Genomic DNA, 24,945 nt, shown 5'->3' with positions numbered 1-24,945 from the left:
ACGCCCTCACAAACCTAAACTAATTTAAACACTCTTCCAGAGCGGTACATGAACTTGTCCGCCGATGGAAACTGCAATCGAATGGAATTCGACCGGCTGCTGCCCTCCCCGCCAGCCGCAACGATCAGGAGCGATCGACGATGAAATCCCTGAATCTGGGTATCCTTGCGCATGTCGATGCCGGCAAGACCAGCCTGACCGAACGGATACTTTTCGACGCTGGCGCCAGACTTCGCCTGGGCAGCGTGGACTCGGGCAACACCTACACCGACAGCCTGCTGCTGGAGCGTGAACGGGGCATCACGATCAGGTCGGCGGTGGCCTCGTTCGAGCTGAACTCGATACTGGTGAATCTGTTGGATACCCCCGGGCACCCGGACTTCATTGCCGAGGTGGAGCGCACGCTCGCCTTGTTGGACATCGCCATTATCGTGGTGTCGGCGGTCGAGGGTGTCCAGGCCCAGACCCGCGTACTGGTAGGCGCCCTGCAACGGCTGGCAATACCTCATATGTTCTTCATCAACAAGATTGATCGTAAAGGGGCTGACTTCCAGCACACCCTGCAAGCGCTCGGCAGACTTCTGAAAAGCCGGCCACTGGCCCTGGTCACCGTGCGCGATGCCGGCACGTGCCTGGCGGCGGTCGACACCTGTGATCCGGCATCCGCACAGGTGATGTCACAGTGGCTGGATGTGCTGTGCGAACACGACGAAGCATTGCTGCACGACTACGTCAGTCATCCCGAAGCGATTGACACGGCGCGCCTTGAACAGGGGTTGCGCGAGCAACTGGGCAAGGGCCTGGTCAACCCGGTGTTCGCCGGATCCGCTATCACCGGTGTCGGCGTTGCACAGATGATCGAGGCGATTACGCGGTTGTCCCCGATAAAGTCCCACGACGCCAGTGCCCCGGTGCTCGCCTCGGTGTTCAAGATCGACAGAGGCTGGGGTGGGCACAAGCGCTTTCATGTCTCGATGCTGGCCGGGACGTTGCACCTGCGGCAAACCATCGACACGCCGCTGGGCGCGTCCAGAATCACGGGTATTCATGTGTCCGCAAGCGGTGGCTTGCAGTCTGCCACCCACGCCAGCGCAGGTCAGATCGCCTGTATTACCGGGCTCGAAGGCGTTCGTATCGGCGACCGCATCGGCGTTCGCAGTGAGCGCCACCAGAGCGCTCAAACCTTTACGCCCCCGGCAATCGAAACCCATGTCGCCCCCGTTTTGCCAGCGCAGACCAAAGCACTCTGGGAAGCGTTAGGCGCACTCGCCGAACAGGATCCGTTGATCGACCTGCGAAGAAATGCCGCTGGGCTGGTTTTCGTCTCGCTTTACGGCGAGGTACAGAAAGAGATCATCCAGGCCACGCTGGCGGATGAGTACGACATCCAGGCCATCTTCGAGGAGAGCTCGGCCATCTGCGTCGAAACGTTGATCTCGACGGGCCAGGGGCTGGAGTCGCTCGAGGATGCGTCCAATCCGTTCCTGGCCAGCGTTGGTCTTCGTGTCAGTCCGGGCGCGCCGGGATCGGGGCAGACGTTCACCCGCCAGGCCCATGCCGGACTGATGCCGACGAGTTTCTACAAAGCCATCGAAGAGTCAGTCTTCGAGACCCTCAAAGAAGGCAAGCACGGGTGGGCAGTGCACGACTGCGAGGTCACGCTGACAACCGTCGACTACGAGTCCCCGTCAAGCACGGCCGCTGATTTTCGCCATCTCACCCCGCTGGTGCTCGCTGCGGCAATAGAAAGCGCCGGCACTCAGGTCTGTGAGCCACGCAGCGCGTTTCGAATTGAGGTGCCGGCAACAATGAGCAGCCCCGTCCATGCGTTGCTGGCCAAGGCTGGCGCCACGATCAGTGGCGCAACCCTGGGCGCAGAGACGGTCCGCATTGATGGCTCGATCGTCACCACCCGCATCTACACGTTGCAGCATGAAATACCGAACGTGACCAGTGGCCTCGGTTTCATGGAGAGCGAGCTCGCCACCTATGCGCCGGTCGTGGGAACCGCTCCTTGTCGGGAGCGGACCATGGCCAACCCTTACAACCGGCACGAGTACCTTCGCCAGGTAAGGCTCGGCCCGCGCATGGGCAGGCCGGCCAGCAGTGCCTGAGACGCCAGCGAGGTAGTCAGGCAACGGGCACTTCGCTGATTGTGTTCAACTGGACCAGATCTTCCGGCGGCAGATTCAGTTGCGGGGCAGCCATGATCTCTTGCAATTGCCCGACCGTACTTGCACCCACCACGGGTGCGACCACCGCGGGGCGAGACAGCAACCAGGCCAGCGCAACCTGCGTGCAGGTACTGTCGCAGTCCTGTGCAATCCGACGCAGCACTTCGAGGATCTGCCAGTTCCGGTCGTTGAAATACACACTCTGTACGCCGGCTGCGCGGGGAGAATTCGGCAATACCCCCTGCGGGTGGTAACGGCCGCAGAGGAAGCCCTTGGCCAGCGGGTTGTAGGGCAGCAAACCAATCCCTTCCTCCACGCATAGCGGCTGCAGTTCGGATTCGATTCGACCCCGCTCAACCAGGTTGTAGCGCTCCTGAACGCTGACATAGCCCACTTGGGCGCAGCGTTCGCTGATCCCCAACGACTTCATCAGTCGCCAGGCCTTGAAGTTGGAGCAACCCACATAACGCACCAACCCGCGCTGCACCAGATTGTCGAAGGCCCGTATCGTTTCCTCGATCGGGACATCGTCGTAGTCGTCATGCGCCTGATACAGATCGATGCAGTCGACTTGCAATCGGCTCAGCGAGCCTTCGACAGCCTTGACGATATGCCGCCAGGAAAGTCCCTGGTCATTCGGCCCTGGCCCCATGCGCCCCGACACCTTCGTCGCCAACAGCACCTCGTGACGCTTTGCCGTGCTTTTCAACCAGCGCCCCACGAACTCCTCCGAGGCCCTGCCGCCCACCCCGTCGCCAAACACCGGATAGACATCAGCGGTATCAATCAGGTTGCCACCCAACTCGACATAGGTATCGAACAACCTGCGCGATGTCGCTTCATCCACCCACCAATCGCATTGCGCGGTGCCAAGCGCGATGGCGGAAACCTTCAGCCCTGAGCGTCCAAGACGTCTGTAGTTCATAGTGATCCTGCCTTCCCTGTTCCAGTCGTTCCTTGCGTGCGCGAAGCAGTATAGCCAAGGCTTTTCGAAGCCCCTGCCGGGTTGATGACAGGGCGCTCGCCAAGTCAGGATCTTTGGCTACGCTTGGCTTCTGGGTGGCACAGGCACAGTCGTTACCCCCTGTGTTGCGCCGCACAGTGGTCATACAGAAGAACGGGGAGCGGTACTAACTCGGAGGGATTGCCCAAATGGCACTTTATCAGTGCAAGCCATGTGGAGAAGTATTCGAAGGCGAAGGCAACACCACCTATATATGTCCTTTTTGCCACCGCCACGTAGCGGCTTATAACGGTCAGCCCTCAAATCAGACTCCGCCAGTCAGGTATGGATTGCCGTTGCAACTTTCGGCCGAATATCTGGCGACGTCTCAATCTATAAAGCCTACCTGAATATTGAAATGTGCATGACCGTGACAACCCACCCGGACGTGGAGTTTTCAACGCACATGGGCATATTCCGCTCCCCCGTGCGCATGGTCGAAACATCAAGACTGAAGGAGTTAGCTGGCAATATAACGGTTGGGAGTGTCAATACAAAAACGCTTTTCAAGCACTTGCAAAAGGAAAGTGCTCTATCTCGGCCGGTTCTTAATCTCTCGGGACAGCTTCATGCGTATGCAGCCAGGAAGTGCATGATGTGCGGCCAAAAATCGCCTTGAAACTAAGGCCCCTGGCGGACTCTCTTGACGAAAGTACACACGTTGAAGTGGTCTTGGACTGGCTCAAGAAATGGCATTGAAAATGGCCGCCACCCCAGGCAGCCTTTCAAGCGATGTTGAACAGAAATTGGCGGAAGGCAGCCGGAGTCGAACCTGCCCGGGAACGGATGCCGTCCCCAACCGGGTTTGAAGCCCGGCCGCGCCACCGGGCGCGATTGCCTTCCTTGAACTCAGTGCTCGCTTTGTCGAGCCAACGCGTTGTCGAGCCGGATCTGGCGCTTGTTGCCCATGCGCCGGGTAAGACCGATCCGGTCGAAGTATTCGAGAATCTGGATGCTGCGCTTGCGACCCAACCCCGCAGCGTCGCGAAAGTCGGTGACCTGAATCACCGGATTCTGCGCCGTCAGTTGCAACAGCATAGCCGCCAATTGGCGCAACATTGTGTCGGTGTAGAACAAGTCGCGAACCACTTGATGCAGCAGCCCCAGCCGCGCCATTTTCCGTAGCAGCAGGCGCACGGTCGCTTCGTCGTGCCCCAGGTCGCGCACCCATGGCGGATCGAAACCGGGTTGTTCGAACAGTGGCTGCAATTGCTGCCACAGTGCATCGTCAGCAGGGCTCAGGCGTACTTCGTGAGCCGGCAAATGCAGCCACGGCCCGTTGGCGACGATCTCACCACTGTCCATCAGTTCGTCCAGCAAACTGAGGAAGGTCGCGCGCTCCAGCGCTGTCCCGCTGAAACGTCTCAAACGATCCCGATCAGGACCAAGCTGATCGGGCTCCAGTTGATGGAACCGCCCCAGGTGCCCGAGCAGCGACGCCTTCATCGTGTGCCAACGCTCGCGTCCAAACAGCAACGGCCTCAGGCGCGTCTGGATCAAACGCACATCCGCTGGCAGCACCCACGAATCGCGTGGGCGGTTGAACTGGCGCTCCAGGCGTTGTGGATCAAGGCCGGTGTCGCTGTTGGCCAGCAGCGCAGGCAATGCCTGTTCCAGAGAATCTGTACCGGACAGCGCTTGTAGCTGCACAAGTCGTTCGCCGCTGCGCCGTTGCCGACTCGGTGCGAACGGATCAAGCACCCGCCCGCCGCCGAGGGTCCTTTGCGCGCTTTGATCCCGAAGAATCAGCGGATCACCCTTCACTGCCTGCACCGGCACATTCAGCAGAATTTGTGCAAACATGCGACCGCCAGGCGGCAGGCTGGTGCCCTCCAGCAAAGCCACTCGCCCGGTCACGTCCTGGGTGCCGATGTGCACATGCACCGGATGAAAATGTTCGAACGCGGCGCATTCGCTGGCCAGCAAGTGCATCTCGATATCCAGGCGCCGGGTCGGTGCATGCAGCCACTCACTGAGCAGCCATTGGCCACGGTGAATCTGTTCCAGCGAGAGACGTTCAGCGCTCAGATTCAACGCCACACGTTGCCCGGCAAATGCCGTGGCCGTCGCCTGATTTTGCGCATGCAGGCCCCGAACCCGGACCGATTTGCCGAGCGCACCCAGCATCAGCGTATCGCCCAACGCGACCTGCCCGGACAACGCCGTGCCCGTCACCACAATGCCGGCGCCGGCGACGCTGAACGCGCGGTCGATGGCCAAACGAAATCCGCCGTCACGATTGCGCGGCACAACCTCATGCTGCGCACTCGACAATGCCTCGCGCAAGGCATCGACGCCCTGCCCGGTCACGCTCGATACGGCGGTTATCTGTGCACTGGCAAACGGGCCAGGTGCGAGCAGCACTTCAATCTGATCGCGCACTTGCTCGACTCTGAGCGGATCGACACGGTCGCATTTGGTGATGGCGACCAGCGCCCTGGGAATGCCCAGCAATTCGACAATCGCCAGATGCTCGCGGGTCTGCGGCATCACACCGTCGTCGGCGGCCACCACCAACAGCACCAGATCAATGCCTTGTGCGCCGGCCAGCATATTGTGGGTGAAGCGCTCATGACCGGGTACGTCGATAAACCCGGTCAACGGCGCATCGGGCGCCAGTGCCGCGTAGAGGTAGCCGAGGTCGATGGTCATGCCGCGCAGACGCTCTTGCGGGCGACGATCGCCGGCCTGCCCGGTCAGCGCCTGCAGCAACGCCGTCTTGCCATGGTCGATGTGTCCCGCCGTGCCGACGATCACCCTGCACCACCCAGCATCAACACGCCCGTGGCGAGGGAGCTTGCTCGCGCTGGACTGCGTAGCAGGCCCCTTCTTCTGGACGGACAAAAAGGGGCCGCTTCGCGTCCCAGCGCGAGCAAGCTCCCTCGCCACGGGTTATTCATGGGTGTTCAACTTTCAACTGATCAAGTTGCGCCAGCCAGGCCGGCTCGTCGTCCAGTTGCCGCAGATCCAGCCACAACGCGTCATCGTCGATACGGCCCAGCAGCGGAATCGGCAAGGCGCGAAAGGCGCCCTCCAGATTCAGCAACTGACGCCCCCGCAGACGTTTCGACACTTGAGGTCGCAGGCACAACGCCGCGCTGGGCAAGCGCGCCACCGGTTGGCTGCCGCTGCCGATCATGCCCAGCGACGGCACGGCGCTGACGTTCCAGCCGTCACCCAACGCTTGCGCCAGTGACGGTTGCAAGCGCTCGGCCTGCGCGAGAATGTCGGCTTGCGGTCGAGTCAGCAGACGCAGGCTCGGCAGACGCTCGGCCAGTCGGTCCGGATCGCGGTACAAGCCCAGCACCGCTTCGAGCGCCGCCAGCGTCAGCTTGTCGACCCGCAGCGCGCGTTTGAGCGGGTTCTTCTTGATCTTGGCGATCAGCTCTTTACGCCCGACAATCAACCCCGCCTGCGGGCCGCCGAGCAATTTGTCGCCGCTGAAGGTGACGATGTCGGCACCATCAAGCAACGCCTGACGCACCGTCGGTTCGGCGGGCAAACCCCAGCGGGTCAGGTCCAGCAAACTGCCGCTGCCAAGGTCTTCGAGCAACGGCAAGCCATGCTGGTGCGCCAGTGCCGCCAACTCGGCGGTCGGCACCCGCGCGGTAAATCCTTCGATGCTGTAGTTGCTCGCATGCACGCGCATGATCAAACCGCTGCGCGGGCTGATGGCCGCTTCGTAGTCACGGGCATGGGTGCGATTGGTGGTGCCGACTTCGTGCAGGCGTACGCCGGCGCGGGCCATGATGTCGGGAATGCGAAAGGCGCCGCCGATCTCGATCAGTTCGCCCCTTGAGATGATGCCTTCCTTGCGTGCGCCGAGACTGTTGAGGGTCAGCAGCACGGCGGCGGCATTGTTGTTGACCACGGTGACGGCTTCGGCGCCGGTCAGTTCACGGATCAGGCCTTCGATCAGATCATCGCGGTCGCCGCGCTTGCCGCTGCGCAAATCAAACTCCAGATTCAGCGGATAACGCGCTGCCATTTGCACGGCCTCTATCGCTTCCTCGGGCAACAACGCCCGGCCGAGATTGGTGTGCAGTACCGTGCCGGTGAGGTTGAACACTCGGCGCACCTGGCTGCGCTGTTGCGCGACAAGGCGCTCACTCACCCTGCCCGCCAGCGCCTCGGGAGCGACTTCAAGCGCATCAAGTTCGCCAGCGAGAACGCCTTCGCGCAAATCATCGAGCAGTTGCCGCAGGCTGGCCAGCAGCGCATCTCGTCCATAACGGGTGGCCAGCGGCTGGCACGCAGGATGACGCAGCAGACTGTCGATGGAAGGCAAGCGCAGAGGTGACGGCATCGGGGCTCCTGAAAGCAGTGAACTGCGGCCTCAGTGTAGTCAATCGCCTCCGGGCGCAAGCAGCAGATTGGGCGCGCTGCGCTGATAGCCTTCCTGCTCCAGGCGCATGTCCAGTATCAGGCTGCTCAAGTCCGCCGACAGTGCTTCAGCCTCGGCGTCGTTTTCCAGGTAGATCTGTTTGAGGTAGCTGTTGCAGCCGGGACAGACCTCGGCGCGCAACGGTGCATGACCGGCAGCATGGCGGTCATCGTCGAGGCTGACGTATTGCAGGCCCTTGCTCTGTTCGCAATACACGCACTTGACCCGCACCACATGCCATTCACAGGCGCACAGCGAACACACCAGATAGCGCAAACCGTTGTATTTGCCGCGATGGCGAATGACCCCGGCCATGGCGGGCGAACCACAGCTCGGGCATTGGCTGAGACTGTCGCCAGGCTTGAGTTCCGGGTTCGGCGTTTGCAGCAGCCAATGACTCCAGGCCGCTTGCAGTGCCGCGCCCAGAAACGGCACCAGCGCCGCCGGCACCAGCGCGTATTGCCCACTGATCAGCGCAACCGCCCAGGCCTTGAGTTGACCGACATCCGCAGCCTCCAGCCTGGCCAAAGCCTGTTCCACCGCTGATTGAGGCGGTGCCGGACAGCGCTCCAGCAGGGCTCGCAGATACGGCAACCAACCCTCTTCGCGCACCAGCGTATCGGCAGAAAATGGCGGCAATCCGTGTTGGCGGCAGACTGTCATCCGTTCAGGATCAGGCATCACTGCGGTGTGCGGCGGTTCATCGATCAGGCTCTGCTGAACACGGCACACGGCCGCCATCAAGTGCAAGTAATCCGCCAGCGGATGCCCCTCAGCCAACAGATCCAGACGTAACGCCCGCACACTGAACAGGTTGTACGGTGGCCTATACAGAAAAGGCGGAGAACTGGCCGCCGCCTCTATTTCCCCAGGTTCAAGAATCGTCGCCAAGTCATCCTCCTTTTTTGCTGATGGACTGGTCCACCGGTTCTTCGCGGGTCACTTCGCGATACCACAATTCATGGTGTTTTTTCGCCCAGGCGCGGCTGACCCAGCCGTGCAACATCGCGTCCACCGAGCCCTTGATCCAGAGGCCGGCGTAGATGTGGATGATGATGCTCAACACCAGCACAAACCCCGCCAGTGCATGCAACAACATCGCCCAGCGAATCACCGTGATGCCGAAATACGCGCTGAAATAAGCGCGCCAGATCACCAGCCCGGTGAACAGCAACCCCAGCATGCAGGCCAGCAACGTCCAGAACAACAGCTTCTGCCCGGGGTTGTATTTGCCGATCGGTGGCACGCCTTCTTCCTGGTTCTGAATCACCCGCCCGACCCGCCGCAGCCACAGCCCGTCGTTGTGAATAAAGAAGTTGGCGCGCCAGAAGCGAATCACCAGGCCGAGGAACAGCACGAACATCAGCACGCCCATGAACGGGTGCAGCACCCGCGTCCACGGCCCGCCGCCGAACAGATTGCTCAGCCAGAACAGCGCCGGATGAAACAACGCCAGCCCCGACAGTGCCGCCATGAAAAACAGGATCGCCACCAGCCAGTGATTGGTACGCTGGTTGGCGGTGTAGCGCAGGATCTGCTTGCGGATCATGGTCTGTCCTCCCCGCGCGGATCATAGGTGTGTACCGAGGGGTCGACCTGATGCACCGCTGGATCGGGCAGCGTCGGCTGCTCGTCCTCTTCGACCCGCTGCGGCCCGATGCGCACGTAGTGGAAGAACCCGGCCAGCACCGCCGCGCCCATCGCCAGCAGCGCCAACGGCTTGCTCACGCCTTTCCACAGGCCCACCAACGGACTGATCGCCGGGTCTTTCGGCAAACCGGCGTAGATTTGCGGCGTGTCGGCATGGTGCAGCACGTACATCACATGCGTGCCGCCGACGCCAATCGGGTCATACAGCCCGGCGTTTTCGAAACCACGGCTTTTCAGGTCGACGATGCGTTCGGCGGCGTGCTCCTTCATGTCGTCCTTGGTGCCGAAGACGATGGCGCCGGTCGGACAGGTTTTCACGCAGGCCGGCTCCAGCCCCACCGCAACGCGGTCCGAACACAGGGTGCATTTGTAGGCCTTGTGGTCCTTTTGCGAGATGCGCGGGATGTTGAACGGGCAACCGGTGATGCAATAACCGCAACCGATGCAGTGATCCTGATCGAAATCGACGATGCCGTTGGCGTGCTTGATGATCGCGCCGGGGCTGGGGCACGCCGCCAGGCAACCGGGCTCGTCGCAGTGCATGCAGCCGTCCTTGCGGATCAGCCACTCGAGATTGCCGGCGTCGGTTTCGTGCTCGGTGAAGCGCATCAGGGTCCAGGTTTCGGCGCTCAGGTCGTGGGGATTGTCATAGGTGCCGAGGTTGTGGCCGACCTCGTCGCGCAGCTCGTTCCACTCCGAACAGGCGACCTGGCAGGCCTTGCAGCCGATGCACTTGGTGGTGTCGATCAGCTTGGCCACTTCTTCCTGATGGCGCACGGACGGCGGCACAGTGGTGGTGGCCGAACGGGCAATGATGTCTTGGCTCGCCATCTAGACTTTCTCCACGTTGACCAGGAATGACTTGGATTCCGGGGTCTGGGAATTGCCATCACCGAGAAACGGCACCAGGGTATTGGTCAGGTAGCCGTGGCGCGTCAGCCCGGTAAAGCCCCAGTGCAGCGGGATACCGATGTGGTGCACCACCTGGCCGTTGACCTGCAACGGCCGAATACGCTTGGTCACCACCGCCACCGCTTCAATGAAGCCACGCTTGCTGCTGACCCGCACCTTGTCGCCGGCCACGATGCCTTTCTCCTTGGCCAGCACCTCGCCGATCTCGACGAATTGCTCGGGCTGGGCAATTGCGTTGAGCCGGCAATGTTTGCTCCAGAAGTGGAAATGCTCGGTCAGCCGGTAGCTGGTGGCCGCGTACGGATAGTCCTTGGCTACGCCCAGGCTATCCCAGACCGAATCGAAGATCCGCGCCGCCGGGTTGCTGGTGGCTTTCTTGTTGGTCGGGTGCAACGGGTTGATACCGATCGGCGTCTCGAACGGCTCGTAGTGTTCGGGGAATGGACCCTCGTTCATCTTGTCCACGGCGAAGAACCGCGCCACGCCCTCGGGGTTCATGATGAACGGATTCATGCCGGCCTCGGGCGCCGAATCGACCTTGAAGTCCGGCACGTCGGTGCCGCCCCAGGCCTTGCCGGTCCACCACACCAGTTTTTTATTGTCGGCCCAAGGCTTGCCCTGGGTGTCGGCGGAGGCGCGGTTATAGAGAATCCGCCGGTTCATCGGCCACGCCCAGGCCCAGCCCAGGTGTTGCTTCATGCCGTACGGATCGCTGTTGTCACGCCGCGCCATCTGATTGCCGGCCTCGGTCCAACTGCCGCAGAAAATCCAGCAACCGGAGGCCGTACTGCCGTCGTCCTTGAGTTGGGCGAACGCCGTCAACTGCGAGCTGCCCTTGACCGCCAACCCGCTCGCGTCGGTGAAGTCGGTGGTGGCGTAGCCATTGATTTCCTTGGCCAGTTCTTCCGGCGACGGCTCGTCGGTGATCTTGTACGGCCACGACAACTTGAGGATCGGGTCGGGGAATGCACCGCCCTGCTCCTGATAGCGTTTGCGCAGGCGCAGGAACAACTCGCTCATGATCCGCACGTCGGTCTGCGCTTCGCCTGGCCCGTCGGCGCCTTTCCAGTGCCATTGCAGCCAGCGACTGCTGTTGACCAGTGAGCCGTCTTCTTCGGCAAAACAGGTGGTGGGCAGGCGAATGACTTCAGTCTGGATGTCGGCACTTGTCACGTCGTTATACGGCCCGACGTTTTTCCAGAATTCCGAGGTTTCGGTGGACAGCGGGTCCATCACCACCAGCCATTTGAGCTTGGCCAGCGCCGCCATCACCCGGTTCTTGTCCGGCAACGCGGCAATCGGGTTGAAGCCCTGGCACATATAGCCATGGACCTTGCCCTGGCCCATCAGGTCGAACATTTTCAGGATGTCGTAGCTGGGGATGTCGAGTTTGGGCAAGTAGTCGTAGGCCCAGTGGTTTTCGGCCGTGGCGTTGGCGCCGTACCAGGCTTTCATCAGGCTGACGTGGAATTTGCCGTAGTTCTGCCAGTACGACAGCTGCCCCGGCCGCAACGGTTTCAGCGCACGCTTGGCGATGTAGGCGTCGTAATCCTGCTCGGCGTCCACCCCCAGCGTCAGGTAACCCGGCAGCGAGTTGGAGAGCAAGCCAAGATCAGTCAGGCCCTGAATATTGGAGTGCCCGCGCAAGGCATTGACGCCGCCGCCGGGCATGCCGACGTTGCCCAGCAGCAGTTGCACCATCGCCGCGCTGCGGATGATCTGCGAGCCGATCGAGTGCTGCGTCCAGCCCAGGGCATAAAGAATCGTCATGGTCTTGCCCGGTTGCGAGCAGGTGGCGATCTCTTCCCAGATTTTCTTGATCGCATCCACCGGCATGCCGCAGATCTGGCTGGCCAGGTCGATGTTGTAGCGGCTGTAATGCACCTTCATCAGTTGATAGACGCAGCGTGGGTCTTGCAGGGTCGGGTCGACCTTGGCAAAACCGTCCTCGCCCATTTCATAACCCCAGCCGGACTTGTCGGTGTAGCTGCGCTTGGCCACGTCGTAGCCGCTGAAAATCCCGTCCTCGAAGCTGAACCCGGCTTTGATGATGAACGATACGTCGGTGTACGCGTTGACGTACTCGTGCTGGATCTTGTCTTCAGTCAGCAGGTAATTGATCAGCCCGCCCATGAAGGCGATGTCGGTGCCGGTGCGAATCGGTGCGTAATAGTCGGCCACCGAGGCCGTGCGGGTGAACCGCGGATCGACCACGATCAGCCGCGCCTTGTTGTGCGCCTTGGCTTCGGTCACCCATTTGAAACCACAGGGGTGCGCCTCTGCTGCGTTGCCGCCCATCACCAGGATCAGATTCGCGTTGGCGATATCGGTCCAGGTATTGGTCATGGCACCACGGCCGTACGTCGGGGCAAGACTTGCCACCGTCGGGCCGTGTCAGACACGCGCCTGGTTATCGAACCCCAGCATGCCGAGACTGCGAATGACCTTGTGGGTCAGGTAGCCCGCTTCGTTGGACGCCGCCGAGGCCGCGAGGAACCCGGTGGTCAGCCAGCGATTGACCGTCTGGCCCTGGGCATTCTTCTCGACGAAGTTGGCGTCGCGGTCGGCCTTCATCAGGTCGGCGACGCGGTCCAGCGCTTCATCCCAGGAAATGCGCGTCCACTCGCTGCTGCCGGGCTTGCGTACCTGCGGGTACTGCAAGCGGCTGGGGCTGTGGATGAAGTCCAGCAGGCCTGCGCCTTTGGGGCACAAGGTGCCGCGATTGACCGGGTGGTCGGCGTCACCTTCGATATGGATGATGCTCTGGGCGACGTTCTTGGCGTTATCGCCCTGGCTGTACATGATCAAGCCGCAACCGACCGAGCAATACGGGCAGGTGTTGCGGGTTTCACGGGTGTGGGTGAGTTTGAAATGACGCACTTGCTCGGCGAAGGCCGTCGCGGGGAGCATGCCCAGCGCGCCCAGACTCGAGCCCGCAAGGCCGATACCGGCGACCTTGAAGAATTGACGACGGCTGAGGTCCATCGTGCACTCCTGATCAGTGGAAACCCGATACTTTTGCCGGGGTTCCTGGACAAACACGGTTGTGGCAGCGTGGCTACCGACACTCAAACTTTAGTCAATGTGACAGTAAATGCGCTGCCAACCGACCGTCGGCAGGCAATGCACATTCCCGCCCCTGTGGGAGCGAGCCTGCTTCAGCGAGTCTGCAACTCGCCGAGGATGAACACCACCATCACCAGCATCCAGCACAGGTACACCCAGCCAAACAACTGCACCCAGCCCTTGTGGCGATACACCCCCAGGTAAAACAACAGCAACAACGCGAACTGCCCCGCCGCCACCGACATGATCAAGCCATTGCGGTATGGCCAGGAAAACGCTGCCGCAAGCACTTCGATCAGCAGCAGCACCAACAGCACGGCATAGATTTTCAACGCTTGGGCATTGTTCATGATCAGCGCCCCACCAGGTACAGCGTCGCAAACAGCACAATCCAGATCGCGTCCACCAGGTGCCAGTAGAGCGTGGTCATCTCGATCCGGGTACGCGCCTGATGGGGCGCCAGGTGTTTGAGTCGGGCCCACAACCACAGCACCAGCCCGACGGCCACCAGCACGTGCACGCCATGCAGCGCGGTGGCGATGAAATACAGGTTCATGAACAGGCGCGCCGACGGCAAGTACAACGGCGAGTCGGCGCTGAAACCGGGCAGCAGGCCTTCGCGATATTCCAGCGTGTATTCGATGCCTTTGCAGGTCAGGAACAGCAGCCCCAGTGCTGCCGAACCAAGCAAACATCGCCGCACCCGAAGCAGTTGCCGAGGCTGCGAAAACATCTGTTCAGAGGCAATCAACGCCAGGCTCATCAACAGGCTGCTGCTCAACAGCATGAAGGTGTTGGCCGTCGCCAACCCGTAATGCAGCCCTGCCACCGCTTCGGCCACACCGTCGGCATGTTCGATCCGGTAGAACCACGCCACCATGATCAGGCTGCCGAACATCATCACTTCGCTGGCCAGAAACAGCCACATGCCCAGCCGCGCTGCCTCGCGCTGCTGCGCCCAGGCCGCGAACTGTTCGGCCGGCTGTTCGTCAGAGCGGATCACGGCGCGCCTCGGGGGAATAGTCATAGGCTTCGAAATCCACGATCACTGGTGCCTCGAAGTTGTGCGTCGGCGGCGGCGACGGAATGCGCCACTCCAGCCCTGCCGCTTCCCACGGGTTCATCGGCGCCCGCTCGCCCCAGCGCAGCGAACCCAGCAGGTAGAAGAATGGCAACGCATAGGCCACGGCGAGGATCGAGGCGCCGGCCGAGGACAGCACATTGAGGAACTGAAAGTCCGGGTCGTAGGTGTGATATCGCCGGGGCATGCCCAGGTAGCCGAGGATGAATTGCGGAAAGAACGTCAGATTGAAACCACAGAAAATCATCACCGCGGTGATCTTGCCCCATAGCTGCGGGTACAGCCGGCCAGTAATTTTCGGCCACCAGAAATGCAGCGCACCGAAGTAACCGGCCACCGCCGCGCCGACCATGATGTAGTGGAAATGCGCGACCACGAAATACGTGTCGTGGGCATGCAAGTCCGCCGCCAGCAGTGCGAGGAACAACCCGGTGACGCCGCCGATGATGAACAGGCCGATAAAGGTCAGGGCAAACAGAAACGGCGCCGTCACCGTCAGGTCGCTTTTATACAGGGTCGCGCTCCAGTTATAGGCCTTGATCGCCGACGGGATCGAGACCATGAAACTGAGCAGCGAAAACGCCAGGCTGGCATACATCGACTGCCCGGCGACAAACATGTGATGCCCCCACACCAGAAAGCCGATCACCGCGATGGCCACGCTGGACGCAGCGACAAAGCTGTAGCCGAAGATACGCTTGTGCCCTGACGCGGTGATCAATTCGCTGATCACGCCCATGGCCGGCAGGATCATGATGTACACCGCCGGGTGGCTGTAAAACCAGAACAGGTGCTGAAACAACAACGGATCGCCGCCCAGGCGCGGGTCGAACACGCCGATCTGGAACAGGTGCTCGGCGGCCACCAGAATCAGCGTGACCGCCAGCACCGGAGTGGCCAGCACCAGAATGATCGAGGTTGCGTACATCGACCAGACGAACAGCGGCAGGCGCATCCAGGTCATGCCCGGCGCGCGCAGCGTGTGCACGGTGGCGATGATGTTGATGCCGGTGAAGATCGACGAAAACCCGGCGATAAACACCCCGCAGATCACCGCCACCACATGGCCGTTGCTGAACATCGTCGACAGCGGCGTGTAGAAAGTCCAGCCGGTATCGACCCCGCCGAGCAACAGCGCGAGCAAGGTGAACAACCCGCCGCCGAGCAGCAGATACCAGCTGAACAGGTTCAACCTTGGAAAGGCCATGTCCTTGGCACCGATCATGATCGGCACCAGAAAATTGCCGAACACACTGGGAATCGACGGGATCAGGAAAAACCAGACCATGATCACCCCGTGCAGGGTGAAGGCGCGGTTGTAGCCGTCGGCGGTCAGCAAGTCACCGTTCGGCGTCACCAGCTCGATACGGATCAGGCTCGCCGCCAGCCCGCCGACAAAGAAAAAGAAGGTCACGGTGATCATGTACAGCACCGCGATGCGCTTGTGGTCCTGGGTCAGGAACCACGACATCAAGCCCTGTTTGTGCAGATAACTGGGTGCGCTCATGGGTTTTCCTTGGCTGGGCCGGCAGGTAAGGCACGCAGATAAGCCACCAGTCGTTGCACGGCTTCTTCATCGAGCAGATTGCTGTAGGTCGGCATGATCGGCGCGTAACCGGCGACCAGTTTCTGTTGCGGCAACATGATGCTTTCGCGCAGGTAATCGTCGTCGGCCAACACCTGGCTGCCGTCGGCCAGTTTCACCTGCTGGTTGTAGAGCCCTTCCAGCGGCGGCGCCGAGGCCGTGCCGTGGCAGCTGCCGCAACCGAACTGGCGATACAGGGTTTCGCCCTGGCTGATCAGGTCGGCCTGGGTGCCGTTGGCTTGCAGCCAGCGTTCGTAATCGGCGGGATCGAGTACCACCAGTCGCGCCAGCATGGCGGCGTGGTCGGTGCCGCAATACTGGGCGCAGTACGCCTCGTAGGTGCCGCTGTGTTCGGCCTGGAACCAGAGCATGCTGTAGCGCCCCGGCAGCACGTCCTGCTTGATCCGCAGGGCCGGGAAAAACAGGCTGTGGATCACGTCCTCGGAAATCATCGTCAGCTTCACCGCCCGCCGTGCCGGGACATGCACAGTATTGATCTCGCGCTGGCCACCCGGATGCTGGAACTTCCACATCCATTGCCGCGCCGTGACCTGGATCTCCATGGCATCAGCCGGTGGCGTGCGGGCGATGAAAAACAGCCGCGCCGAGAACAGAAACACCACCAGCGAGCCTATGAACGGCAGAATGATCCAGGTCAGCTCGATCGGCAGGTTGCTTTGCGCACGGTGGTCGCGATCCGCCTTGCGCCCGCGCCGATAGCGCCAGATGAACAGCCACAAGGCGACGAACACCGGCACCACGAACAACACCATCATCGCGGTGAAGCCGATCACCAGCCAGTCGACCGACACCGCGTAGTCCGAGGCCTGCTCAGGCCACAGGCGCAGCAAATGCTCTTTCATGGCTGCACCTCACGCCGACGTTTGTCCCGACGCAACGCCAGAAAGATAAACCCGCCCAATACCAACACGGTCGCTGACCCCGCCACTTGCAACAGCCCGATGATGCGGCTGCTATAGGTGCCGCTTTGCGGATCGTAGTGATAGCAGAGCAGCAACAGTTGTTCCTTGAGTTCGCCCAGCTTGCCCTGCCCCGCCTCGGTCAGGGCCAGACGCAGGTCTTCGGGCTGATAGCCCAGGCCATAGAGCCAGCGCGACAGTCGGCCATCGCCGGTAATCACCGCCACCGCCGAACTGTGGGCGTACTGCTGCAGTTGCTCGTCGAAGCGATAACCGAAACCCAGCGCGGCGGCCAATGCCTGGCTGGACGCGGCGTCGCTGGTCAGCAGGTGCAGCGCGGGTTCGTTTTGCAACTGCGGCCAGTGTCGGGCCAGCTTTGTCAGTTCCTCACGGGCGGCACCGGCGTCTTCACGGAGGTCGAAGCTGAAAGCGATCACCTGAAAGTCGCGGCCCAGGCGGTACGGCTGATTCGCCAGTTGATTGAACAGGGTCGACAGCGCGGCGCCGCAGACATTCGGGCAGCGGTAATACAGCGGCACCACGACCGTGGGCTGGCCGTGCAGCAGATCGCCAAGACGCACCGTTTGCCCGTGCTGGTCGGTGAAGCGGGTGTCCAGCGGCAGTTTGGCGCCGACGTGAGCAACGTCGATGCCGGCGGCGGCAAACGGGTCGAACGCCGTCGCGCCGGCACAGGGCAGCCAGATCAACAGCAGGATGAGGAGCAGACGTTCAAGGCTCATGGGGCACCTGCGCAGGCGTTGGCCAGCCGCGTTGCAGCAAGAGCGGACGCGCCTGATCCAGCGGCAAATGCACGATGCCGCGCTCGCGATCAACCCAGCCGAAGCTGTCCAGGTGTTGCCGGTCGGCGGCCATGTGCTGCTCGCCGTCGCTCCACGGATCGGCTTGCAAGCGTGGCGCTGGTGGCAGCAGGCGTTCGCTTTCCCTGGCGCTCAACGGCGGTTGCTGCGCGGCGAACTGTTGCTGGTGGCTGATCAGCAGCCACGCCACGCCGCTCAGGCACAGGACGATGGCCGCCAGCAACATGGCCAGCAACGGCCAGACCTTGCTGCGGTCGAGATCGTCGGGTTGATAGCCGTCAGGTTTCATGGCGCCTCCGTTGCCAAAGTCGCTGCCACCAGGCCCACAGGCCGAGTCCGTAAACAACCTGGCATAACAGCGCGATCAACAGCGGACCGACCTCCATCGAGGTGAGTACCGACGGCAAGCTCATCCAGATCGACTCGACAGCGCCCAGCAGCAAAATCACACAGCAACCCCGGATCAGCATGCGTTCGCGATGCCCCACGGGCGAAGCCAATACCAGCAGACACAGCAACTGAGCGACCACCAGCAGCCCGGTCAGAACGCCCCAACCGCCCTGTTCACGCACGCGATACCACTGGGTTTCATGCGCCAGGTTCACCGACCAGACGATCAGGTACTGCATGAACTGCACATACACCCAGAACGCCAGCGCGCTGACCAGCAAGCCGCGCAGCACCGTGCGTTGTTGCACCGGCAGCGGCAACGGGTTCCAGCACAGCACGCACAACCCACAGAAGGCCAGGCCCGCAAGCAATTGCCGGGCAATCAACAGCAGGCCGAACAGGCTGGAGGCAAAGCCCTGTTGCAGCGACATCAGCCAATCCACGGCGCTCAGGCTGCTGACCAGCACAAAGATGATCAGGCCCGGCCCGCAGCGTTTGCGCCGCTGCTCGACGACCCAGCGTTGCAGCACGATGAAGACCACGCCGTACAACAGCGTGCGCAGCATGAAGAAGCCCGGCGATAACCACACGCCGCGAAACCCCACGTCGTGAACGTGAAACCACGGGTACAGCCATGCCATGCCCAGCAGCACCGGCAGCAGCATCGGCACGATCAGCCAGATACCGCTCAGGCCCAGGCGTGTGCCGGGGGCCAACAGTAATTGCCAGCGCCCGCGAATCAGCGGCGTGATCAACCCCAGCAGCAGGCAACCGAGAATCACGCTGCTGGCATTCAGCGCCGCCGCCAACGTCCCGGCAGCCACCCAGCCCGGTTGCCAGACCGCGAGCACCAGCAGCACCAGCGCGCTAATGACAAAGGCTACGGTCAGGCGCCTCATGGCTGCGCCGCCTCGAACGCCTGACGCAGGGGCGGCGGCAGGTTCGACAGTTCAGCGTGCTGGCTCAGTTGCAACAGCCGCAGATGGGCGACGATGGCCCAGCGATCAGCCGGTTTGATGCGCGAGGCGTAGCCGTACATCAAGCTCTGTCCCTGGGCGATCACCTGCATCAGGTGTTCGTCGGTGGCGTCGAGCAAACGCGGTTCGGTGAAGGCCGGCGGCTGGGGAAAGCCGCGACCGACCACCAGCCCATCGCCCAGCCCGCTCAAGCCGTGGCACGGCGTGCAGTAGATGCGGTATTCGGTTTCGCCCCGGGCCAGCAAGGCTTCGGTCAGCTCGGGACGCTGTTGTACTGTCGCTTCAATCTGCAACTGGCCACGCGCAACGCTGCCGACGGGAGGCTGCAAACTGCTGGAGCTGTTGACGAACAAGGTGCCGGGGCGTTGTTCCTTGACCTTGGCCTGATGCGCCATGTCATCGCAGGCGCTGCACAACAGCACCAGCATCAACAACCAGGGCCGCAGGCTCACGCTGCCACCTCGCGCACGGCCAGCGCCCGTTGCTGCAACCAGTCACGCGTGGTGACGGGGTCGAACAGCGGGTCCGAGGCGGCGATGAACAGCAGAAAACGATCATCGCCGCCGCGCTCAAAGCCTTCGACCGCAAACAGCGGATGATGCAAACGCGGCAAGCGGCTGCCGATCAACAGCGCCAACACGGCGGCGCCAGCAGCAAACACCACGGCGAACAGAAACGTCACCACCATGAACGCGGGCAAGGCAACCATTGGCCGCCCGCCGATATTCAGCGGGTAAGCCAACACCGTGCCGATCTGCATCAGCAAGGCCAGGGCGATCCCCGAGACGGCACCGACACTGGCCATCCACGGCACCCACGAAGCCTTGGGCGCCAGCAGCGCTTCCAGGGATTCCAGTGGGAATGGCGCAAACGCATCCAGCTGTCGGTAACCCAGGGCACACGCTTGCCGGGTGGCCTGCTCCAAGGGCTCGGCGGCATTGAATTCGGCGAGCAACCCCAGCGCTTCACTCATCGCCGCGCTCCTTGTGCAGCGCCTGTTTCACCTCGAATGCCGAGACCATCGGCAAGAAGCGAATGAACAGGCTGTACGGCACCAGGAACACGCCGAAGCTGCCGATGAACAGCGACCAGTCCCAGAAGCTGGGGCTGTAAGCCCCCCAGGCCGACACCAGGAAATCGCGGGTCTGCGGCGGGATCAGCAGCATGAAACGCTCGGCCCACATGCCGATCAACACGGCGACAGCGACAGCCGCAAGGCGCCCCGGACGCTGACGCACCGTGCGCCACCACAAGGCTTGCAGCACGCCGACATTGCATATGATCGCCAGCCAGAAACTCCAGGCGTGCGGGCCGCTCAGGCGCGTCATCAGCACTTCGATGTCATGCGCATCGCCCGTGTAGAACGGCAGGAACAGGTCGGTCAGGTAGCCGTAAGCGGTCATCCAGCCGGTGGCCAGCAACAGCCGCCCGAGCATGTCCAGATGGCGCGGGGTGATCAGCATTTCGATGCGCAGCAACCAGCGCAAACCGATGGCCAGCAGCGACACCAGTGCGAACCCGGAGAACACCGCACCGGCGACGAAATACGGCGGGAACACCGTGGAGTGCCAACCGCTCTGCGGGCCCATCGTCAGCAGGAACGAATAGCCGCTGGACACCGCGAACACCAGGGGAATCGCCAGCATCGCCAACACCCGCGTGGCCCGGCGCCACAACGCCCAGTGCCGTTGCGAACCGCGCCAACCCAGCGCCATGACGCCATACACATAAGGCGCAATTGAGCCCTTGGCACGGTCGCGCGCCGTCGCAAAATCGGGAATGGCGCCGACATACAGAAACAGCAGCGACACGCTCAGGTACGACAGGATCGCGAACATGTCCCATGCCGTCGGGCTCTTGAACTGCGGCCACAGCCCCATTTCATTGGGGTACGGCATGGTCCAGTAGAACAGCCATGGCCGCCCCAGGTGCAGGATCGGGTACAGCGCCGCGCAGATCACCGCCATCAGCGTCATCAGTTCCGCGAGGCGGTTGAGGGTGTGGCGCCAGGGCCGTTCGATCAGCAGCAGCAAGGCCGAGATGAACGTGCCGGCGTGGCCGATGCCCAGCCACCAGATGTAGTTGAGAATGCCAAAGCCCCAATGCACCGGCTGATTGTTGCCCCACATGCCCACGCCATTGGCCAGCAACACAGCGGCGGACGCCACGTACAGCAACAGCAAGGCGATGCCCAGACCGAACAAAGCGCGCCACGCGTTGGGCCGGGGCATGTGCTGCAACGGGCCGAAGACCTGGCGCGACACTTGCTGATCGCTCAGGTCTGCCGGCAGGAAATGCGCGGTATCGTGCAGCAGCGGTTCAGGCTTCATCGGCGCCCTCCCCAGTCGATTGTTCTTCAATTCGCGCCAGGTACGTGGTGCGTGGCCGTGTGCCCAACGCTTCGAGCAGTCGATAGTGACGTTTGCCGCCACGGGCCTGGCTGACGGCGCTGGCGGGGTTGGCGATGTCACCGAAGTGGATTGCCTGACTGGCGCAGGTCTGCTGACAAGCCGTGACCACGGCACTGGTATCGAAGTCGGCACCTTGCTGTTTGTCGTCGATTCGCGCCGCGCTGATGCGTTGAATGCAGTAGGTGCATTTTTCCATCACCCCCCGTGAGCGCACCGTGACTTCGGGATTGCGCTGGGCCTGAATCGACGGCGCAGCGTTGGCGCTCCAGTCCAGCCAGTTGAAACGCCGGACCTTGTACGGGCAATAAGAGGCGCAGGTGCGGGTGCCGATGCAACGGTTGTAGACCATCTGGTTCAGGCCATCGCGGCTGTGCACCGTGGCGTTGACCGGGCAGCCACTTTCGCACGGCGCCTGTTCGCAATGCATGCACGGCAACGGCTGGAAGCGTGAGCGCGGCGCCTCCAGTGGCCCCTGATAATAATGATCAATGCGCAGCCAGTGCATGGCGCGGCCCTTGGCAACTTGCTCGGCGCCGACCACCGCGATGTTGTTTTCCGCCTGGCATGCCGTGACGCAGGCATTGCAGCCGGTGCACAGGTCCAGATCAATGACCATGCCCCATTGCGGCCCGCTGTCGGCAGCGGGACTGTAGAGCGACACGGGTATCGACTGCGCGGGCAATGCCGGGGAGTCGCGATTGACCACTCGGATCGGCGGCTCCTCGTCGTCGGGCAATTGATGATGAGTCTGGGTTGCCGCCAGCACAAAGTGCTGATTGAAGCGGCGCAGGCTGGCGCCGGTCACGTAACGCAGGGTCGGACGCACGGCATGCCCCAGGCCGTTGCCCACCCGCCCGGCATGGCTGCGACCGTAGCCGGCGTACAGGGCGACCACCTGCTCGGCCTGGCCCGGTTCGATCCACACCGGACCGCGTATCAACTGCCCCGGCAGCGCCACTTCAATCCCTTCGCCATTGCCCACGCCCAGGCGTTCCGCCAGTCGTGGCGACAGGCCGATGACGTTGGTCCAGGTCAGGGTGCTGATGGGTTTGGGCAATTCCTGCAACCAGCCGAGGTTGGCGAAGCGGCCGTCCCAGACACACGGATCGGGACGCACGATGACGTCGAGGCCTTCCGGTGGGTCCAGATTCAGCGCAATGACTGCCGCTTCAGACACCGATAGCGCATTCGCTGGCGGGCTTATCCAGCCGTTGGCCAGGGCCTGACGCCACTGTGGTTCGGGCAGCGTTTTCCAGGTGTCGCGCACCAGTGCCAGCGCATCGGTTGCCGGGGCATTCATCAGCCCGGCCAGCAGCTGGTGCAAGGTCCGGGTCGCGTACATCGGTTCGATCAGCGGCTGAACGATGCAGGCGCTGCCGTCAGCCGCCAATGCGTCGCTCCAGCCGTCCAGCGCATGATTGAGCGGCAAGTGCCAATGGCTTTGCGCCGCGCTTTCATCGTAATAAAGCCCGGCATGCAAGACGAATGGCACGCTCTGCAACTGATCCGTCAGCGGCAGCTCTGCCGGTGCCGTGAACAACGGGTTGCAGTCGAGCATCAGCAATTGCTCGACCTGGTTATCGGCGAGGGCGCTACTGAGTGAGTTCAGCGGCAGCCAGGGGGTGTCCGGGTCATGTCCCAGCAATAAGGGCGGCAGCCAATCGAGGGTTTTACCGTGATGGCCCAGCTGCTGATTAAGTCGCAGCACCGTCGCCTGAATATCCGGTGACACCTGCGTACCGACGCAGATCAGCCCGCGCCCGGCGTAGTTTTTCAGCGCGGCAGCAGCGCGGGCCACCCAGCGCATTTGCCGAGCATTTAAGCGGGGTGTGTCGCTGACGTTTTCACCCAAGGCCTGACACAACGCCAATGTCAGATCGCCAAGGCTTGAGGGCGCAATCGCCAAGCGCTCACTGGCCGCCGCCCCCGATAACGTCGGAATGCTTTCGGCAACAAACATCAGTGCCGCGCCCTGCCCTTGCGCCGCCTGCCGCCGACGTTCGGCCCAGCCGCGCTGCAACAGGGTCTGGCGCGGGCCGGCGCCGAGCGGATCGTCTTCCAGACAGACCAGCACCTCGGCGTGTTGCAGATAACGCCGCTGATCCAGCGGCTGACCGAAGATCTGCTGGCTGACCTGCAGCGCTTGCGTCTGGGCAAAGGCTTCACCGTGATACAGCCGTGCGTCGGGCCAGCGCTGGTGCAACTCGGCGAGTTGACGCTTGAGGGTCGGCGAACTGCTGGCGCCGCAAACGATGTGCAGGCCCCGGCCCTTGGCCGCGTCGATCTTCAGCGATTGCGTCTTGAGCGCCACATCGGCGTCGGCCCAAGCGCTCTCGCGGCCTTTGAAACGCGGGGCCTGCGAGCGATCCGGGTCATACAGTTGCAGAATCGCCGCCTGGGTAAACACATCACAGGCACCCGCGGACACCGGGTGTTCGGGGTTGCCTTCGAGTTTGATCGGTCGCCCGGCCCGGGTTTTACCGAGCACCGGCTGAGCAATGCCGCAGAACGGGATGGCGGTGGCGTACCAACTGGCGATGCCCGGCGTCAGTTGCTCGGCCTGCCGCACCGTCGGCACCGCTTGATCCGGCGTCTTGCCACAGGCCGCGAGCCCGGCCATGGCCAGCGATGCCGCCATCAACTGCAAGAAGCGGCGCCGATCCATTGACGTTGCCGCTTCGGGAAACTCCGCCTCCAGCAGTGCTCGGGCTTCGGGGGTGGCGGCCAGCGCTTCCAGACCGCGCCAGTACGCCGCGCCCTCAAGCCCTTCGAGCTGCGCCCGCAGGCCGGCGAAATCCAGTGGCTGGCGGCTCATCGGTGGCACGTCCCGCAGTCGGTAAGCCCGGCCGTATCGATGTGCCGCGCCTTCATCAGCCGCTCGCCCAGCACCCGGCGGTCTTCATCGGTGTGCCAGTGCTGGTTGGTCACCTGATCCAGCGGCCGCAGGTGCGGCGCCGGGTCACGGTGGCAGGCCAGGCACTGGCCCATGTTCAGCGGCTCGGCCTTGAACAGCAGCTGCATGCGATCAACCTGGCCATGGCATTCACTGCAACCGACCCCGGCATTGACGTGTACGCCATGGTGAAAATAGACATAGTCCGGCAGGTCGACCACGCGGTTCCAGTGCAGCGGCTGCAGGTCGCGCAGGCTTTTGCGCAACGGCTCCAATACGTCGGACTGTTTCCATATCTGCGAATGGCAGGTCATGCAGGTTTCGGTCGGGGGTAAACTGGCCATGGCAGAGGACTCCACCGAAGCATGGCAATAACGGCAATCGATTTGCAGTTGCCCGGCGTGGTGGGCGTGGCTGAACGGCAATGGCTGATCGATCACCCAATCGCGGCCGGTACGGTAATCGGTGCTGTCCAGAGTCAACGCCACCAGCAAGCCTCCCAAGACAGCGACCAACAGCATCAGCAGCCCCAGGCGCAGCCAGGTGTCGGCCGAGCGGCGGAAGATCTGTGCCATCGCCGAATTCCCGTTATCAGGTTCTCAAGCATAGAGCCGTCGGCACGCTCGGGAGTTCTGATTATTTTTGCGTTGCTTCGCCTTCAGGCGAACGTGGGCGATTATC

Annotated in this window: 20 protein-coding genes and 1 tRNA gene; 1 reads left to right on the top strand and 20 read right to left on the bottom strand. The window is 62.4% G+C overall.

Annotated features, from left to right (window positions below):
• Positions 1 to 140: 140 nt before the first annotated feature.
• Entirely contained in the window at positions 141 to 2,114 is a 1,974-nt protein-coding gene (locus POF45_RS01705) for an elongation factor G (protein ID WP_259494134.1), read from the top strand.
• Positions 2,115 to 2,130: 16 nt separating this feature from the next.
• Here POF45_RS01705 and POF45_RS01700 read toward each other — a convergent pair whose 3' ends face one another.
• The 20 genes from POF45_RS01700 to POF45_RS01605 all read right to left on the bottom strand — a co-directional run bounded on the left by POF45_RS01700 (position 2,131) and on the right by POF45_RS01605 (position 24,839).
• Positions 2,131 to 3,099, bottom strand: coding sequence for an aldo/keto reductase (locus POF45_RS01700; protein ID WP_259494135.1), 969 nt, complete (start codon positions 3,097 to 3,099; stop codon positions 2,131 to 2,133).
• Positions 3,100 to 3,924: 825 nt separating this feature from the next.
• A tRNA-Sec gene (locus tag POF45_RS01695) sits at positions 3,925 to 4,020 on the bottom strand.
• Between the two features lie 6 nt (positions 4,021 to 4,026).
• On the bottom strand, positions 4,027 to 5,934 hold the full coding sequence (selB, locus tag POF45_RS01690) for a selenocysteine-specific translation elongation factor (RefSeq protein WP_282314871.1): 1,908 nt from the start codon (positions 5,932 to 5,934) through the stop codon (positions 4,027 to 4,029).
• 139 nt (positions 5,935 to 6,073) lie between these two features.
• Positions 6,074 to 7,483, bottom strand: a complete 1,410-nt coding sequence (gene selA / locus POF45_RS01685) for an L-seryl-tRNA(Sec) selenium transferase (RefSeq protein ID WP_282314870.1) — start codon at positions 7,481 to 7,483, stop codon at positions 6,074 to 6,076.
• 39 nt (positions 7,484 to 7,522) lie between these two features.
• Entirely contained in the window at positions 7,523 to 8,452 is a 930-nt protein-coding gene (gene fdhE, locus POF45_RS01680; protein WP_282314869.1) for a formate dehydrogenase accessory protein FdhE, read from the bottom strand.
• Position 8,453: 1 nt separating this feature from the next.
• The gene (locus POF45_RS01675) at positions 8,454 to 9,110 is read right to left on the bottom strand and encodes a formate dehydrogenase subunit gamma (protein ID WP_282314867.1); all 657 of its coding nucleotides are present in this window, start codon (positions 9,108 to 9,110) and stop codon (positions 8,454 to 8,456) included.
• A complete protein-coding gene (gene fdxH, locus POF45_RS01670) occupies positions 9,107 to 10,042 on the bottom strand; it encodes a formate dehydrogenase subunit beta (RefSeq protein WP_259494141.1) in 936 nt (311 codons plus the stop codon). Before fdxH ends, POF45_RS01675 begins: the two co-directional genes overlap by 4 nt.
• Entirely contained in the window at positions 10,043 to 13,108 is a 3,066-nt protein-coding gene (gene fdnG, locus POF45_RS01665; RefSeq protein WP_282314866.1) for a formate dehydrogenase-N subunit alpha, read from the bottom strand.
• 173 nt (positions 13,109 to 13,281) lie between these two features.
• Positions 13,282 to 13,539, bottom strand: a complete 258-nt coding sequence (locus POF45_RS01660; protein ID WP_259494145.1) for a hypothetical protein — start codon at positions 13,537 to 13,539, stop codon at positions 13,282 to 13,284.
• Positions 13,540 to 13,541: 2 nt separating this feature from the next.
• Positions 13,542 to 14,192, bottom strand: coding sequence for a cytochrome c oxidase subunit 3 (locus tag POF45_RS01655; RefSeq protein ID WP_282314865.1), 651 nt, complete (start codon positions 14,190 to 14,192; stop codon positions 13,542 to 13,544).
• Positions 14,179 to 15,777: a cytochrome c oxidase subunit I gene (locus POF45_RS01650; RefSeq protein WP_259494148.1), complete on the bottom strand. Its 1,599-nt coding sequence runs from the start codon at positions 15,775 to 15,777 to the stop codon at positions 14,179 to 14,181. Before POF45_RS01650 ends, POF45_RS01655 begins: the two co-directional genes overlap by 14 nt.
• Positions 15,774 to 16,718, bottom strand: coding sequence for a cytochrome c oxidase subunit II (gene coxB / locus POF45_RS01645; protein ID WP_282314864.1), 945 nt, complete (start codon positions 16,716 to 16,718; stop codon positions 15,774 to 15,776). Before coxB ends, POF45_RS01650 begins: the two co-directional genes overlap by 4 nt.
• Positions 16,715 to 17,515, bottom strand: coding sequence for an SCO family protein (locus POF45_RS01640; protein ID WP_282314863.1), 801 nt, complete (start codon positions 17,513 to 17,515; stop codon positions 16,715 to 16,717). Before POF45_RS01640 ends, coxB begins: the two co-directional genes overlap by 4 nt.
• Positions 17,505 to 17,882 carry a hypothetical protein gene (locus POF45_RS01635; protein WP_282314862.1) on the bottom strand — a complete coding sequence of 126 codons (378 nt, stop codon included), beginning with the start codon at positions 17,880 to 17,882 and terminating at the stop codon, positions 17,505 to 17,507. The genes POF45_RS01640 and POF45_RS01635 overlap by 11 nt, the downstream gene beginning before the upstream one ends.
• Entirely contained in the window at positions 17,872 to 18,882 is a 1,011-nt protein-coding gene (locus tag POF45_RS01630) for a hypothetical protein (RefSeq protein WP_282314861.1), read from the bottom strand. The genes POF45_RS01635 and POF45_RS01630 overlap by 11 nt, the downstream gene beginning before the upstream one ends.
• Positions 18,879 to 19,412: a c-type cytochrome gene (locus POF45_RS01625; protein ID WP_282314860.1), complete on the bottom strand. Its 534-nt coding sequence runs from the start codon at positions 19,410 to 19,412 to the stop codon at positions 18,879 to 18,881. The genes POF45_RS01630 and POF45_RS01625 overlap by 4 nt, the downstream gene beginning before the upstream one ends.
• Positions 19,409 to 19,933 carry a DUF3341 domain-containing protein gene (locus POF45_RS01620; protein WP_282314859.1) on the bottom strand — a complete coding sequence of 175 codons (525 nt, stop codon included), beginning with the start codon at positions 19,931 to 19,933 and terminating at the stop codon, positions 19,409 to 19,411. Before POF45_RS01620 ends, POF45_RS01625 begins: the two co-directional genes overlap by 4 nt.
• A complete protein-coding gene (nrfD, locus tag POF45_RS01615) occupies positions 19,926 to 21,290 on the bottom strand; it encodes an NrfD/PsrC family molybdoenzyme membrane anchor subunit (RefSeq protein WP_259494157.1) in 1,365 nt (454 codons plus the stop codon). The genes POF45_RS01620 and nrfD overlap by 8 nt, the downstream gene beginning before the upstream one ends.
• Positions 21,280 to 24,186: a TAT-variant-translocated molybdopterin oxidoreductase gene (locus POF45_RS01610; protein WP_282314858.1), complete on the bottom strand. Its 2,907-nt coding sequence runs from the start codon at positions 24,184 to 24,186 to the stop codon at positions 21,280 to 21,282. Before POF45_RS01610 ends, nrfD begins: the two co-directional genes overlap by 11 nt.
• On the bottom strand, positions 24,183 to 24,839 hold the full coding sequence (locus POF45_RS01605; protein ID WP_282314857.1) for a cytochrome c3 family protein: 657 nt from the start codon (positions 24,837 to 24,839) through the stop codon (positions 24,183 to 24,185). Before POF45_RS01605 ends, POF45_RS01610 begins: the two co-directional genes overlap by 4 nt.
• Positions 24,840 to 24,945: the final 106 nt, after the last annotated feature.

Origin of the sequence: Pseudomonas fungipugnans (genome assembly GCF_029955235.1) — a bacterium.
Taxonomy (GTDB): Bacteria; Pseudomonadota; Gammaproteobacteria; order Pseudomonadales; family Pseudomonadaceae; genus Aquipseudomonas; species Aquipseudomonas fungipugnans.
The sequence above is the reverse complement of the archived record's forward strand: the minus strand, read 5'-3'. Positions and strand labels throughout refer to the sequence as shown.